2 protein-coding genes are annotated in these 1,809 nt (G+C 61.5%); both read right to left on the reverse strand.

Translation table 11 applies throughout. From position 1 onward, the window contains the following. Positions 1 to 329: hypothetical protein (locus R2855_20080; GenBank protein ID MEZ4533305.1), on the reverse strand; the 329-nt coding region annotated here is incomplete at its 3' end. 181 nt (positions 330 to 510) lie between these two features. Beyond that, positions 511 to 1,809: MFS transporter (locus R2855_20085; protein MEZ4533306.1), on the reverse strand; the 1,299-nt coding region annotated here is incomplete at its 5' end.

Raw genomic sequence — 1,809 nt, forward strand, 5'->3', positions numbered from 1 at the left:
AGCGGCAGCGGCCCTCGGAAAAGGTTCGGCACTTCTGAAAGGAAGACGGGCGTGTAGTCGGCGCGGCCATTGTTTACCGCCGCGCGCACGTTCGAGCCGACGAACAGCGCGTTGTGCCGAAGATGACCCTGCAATCTCGGATCGACATGCGGGGCCGGACCGTCGGTATGGATCGAAACGGTTTCGACGCCGGTCAGCTCCATTGCCCGGTCGCAAAGCGCGTCCATCAACTCGAGCGGCGCCATGGCTGCTTCGTGCAAATAGACGCGGTCGCCGGATTGCACCGGCCGCAACGCTTCCTCGGCGTCTACGAATCTCGGGTTCGTCATCGAGAAGCTCTCCCTGCGATCGAAGGGCGTGCCTGCGACAGCGCCGAGCATGAGTGTACGCCGGGAACGTGACTACCTCGTTGCGTCCCTGACTGAAGCCTTGCAGGATCGTGACAAAGGCGGCGAAGATGGGTCGATTGCAAACCTCCCACCGCAAAGCGCTCGCTCTCCAGCAGCGAAATCAGCTTGTATTGGACGGAACTCTGTGAGCGCGGATCGCTTCCGGAGCCTGGGCCCGCAATGCGTAGCCTCCGAGGATTGCCGCTCCGATGCAGACCAAACCGCCAAGCACAATCGGCGCCCGGGTTCCTGCCACATCCGCCAGGAACCCGAGCACGGGCGCCCCGATCAGGGTTCCACCAATCATCAACGAGCTTTGCAACGCCAGAATCCGCCCATGCATGTCTGGACGGGCGGTCACTTGCACATTGGCGGTTGTGGATGTCATGTAAAGGATGCTCGCCGCGCCAAGGAGAAGCATGATCGGAAACCCCGCGCGGACGCTCGGAATGCTTGCCAGCGCCAGCATGCACAGACCGAGCAACCCAGCGCCAATCACAATGGTGCGGACCGACACCAGCCCTCGATTGGCGACGACGAGCGCTCCCACCACCGAACCAAAGCTGAACGTGGCATAGAGCAGGGTGAACATGGCGTCGTTACTATGCAGCGCACCGGTAACGAAGAGGGGCAGCGTGACGGTGAAGTTGTAGGCCAGGATCCCGATGGCCGCGAGCATCGCCATTGGGATCCAGAGGACCGGCACGGATCGAATGTAGCGGATTCCGTCGCGTACCTCGCCTTTCGCGCGTGGTTTCGGTGGACGGCGGCGTAGTTCTTCCGGGCGCATCATGAAGAGGCAGATCAGCACCGCAAGATACGAGAACGCATCGATCGTGAAGCACCAACCGTAGCCGAGCGTGACGATGAGCAGTCCAGCGAGCGTCGGCCCGAAGATGCGCGACACATTGATGACCAGGCTGTTGAGCACAACCGCGTTGGCAATGTCGTCCTGCCGCACCATTTCCGGGACGAACGAGCGCCGCAGCGGGTTGTCGAACGAGAGCAGGATGCCTCCCAGAACGGCAAGCACGTAGAACGCCGGTAGGGGCGGGTTTGGCATGAATGCCATGATGGCGAGCGCGAACGACTGCAGCATCGAGAGCGATTGGGTGATGAAGAGGAAGCGTCGTTTGTCCGATCGATCGGCAACCGCCCCGGCCCAGGCGGAGAGAAAGAAGACCGGGCCGTACTGGCAAGCTGCCAGGATGCCGACTGCCAGTCCGTTGTCGGTCAGGCTGAGCACCAGCAGCGTCAACGCCACGTTGGTGAGCCAGTTCCCGGTGTTCGAAATCAGGTGACCGATGAAAAAGAGCCGAAAGTTTCGATTGCGCAGGGAAAGAAAGGTCGTTCGCACGCTGGATCCAGCACGACCGGTGAGGTTCATCGGATGAACGCAGACGTGGGATGGCACTGTGTG

The organism is Thermomicrobiales bacterium (assembly GCA_041390825.1).
Lineage (GTDB): Bacteria > Chloroflexota > Chloroflexia > Thermomicrobiales > UBA6265 > JAMLHN01.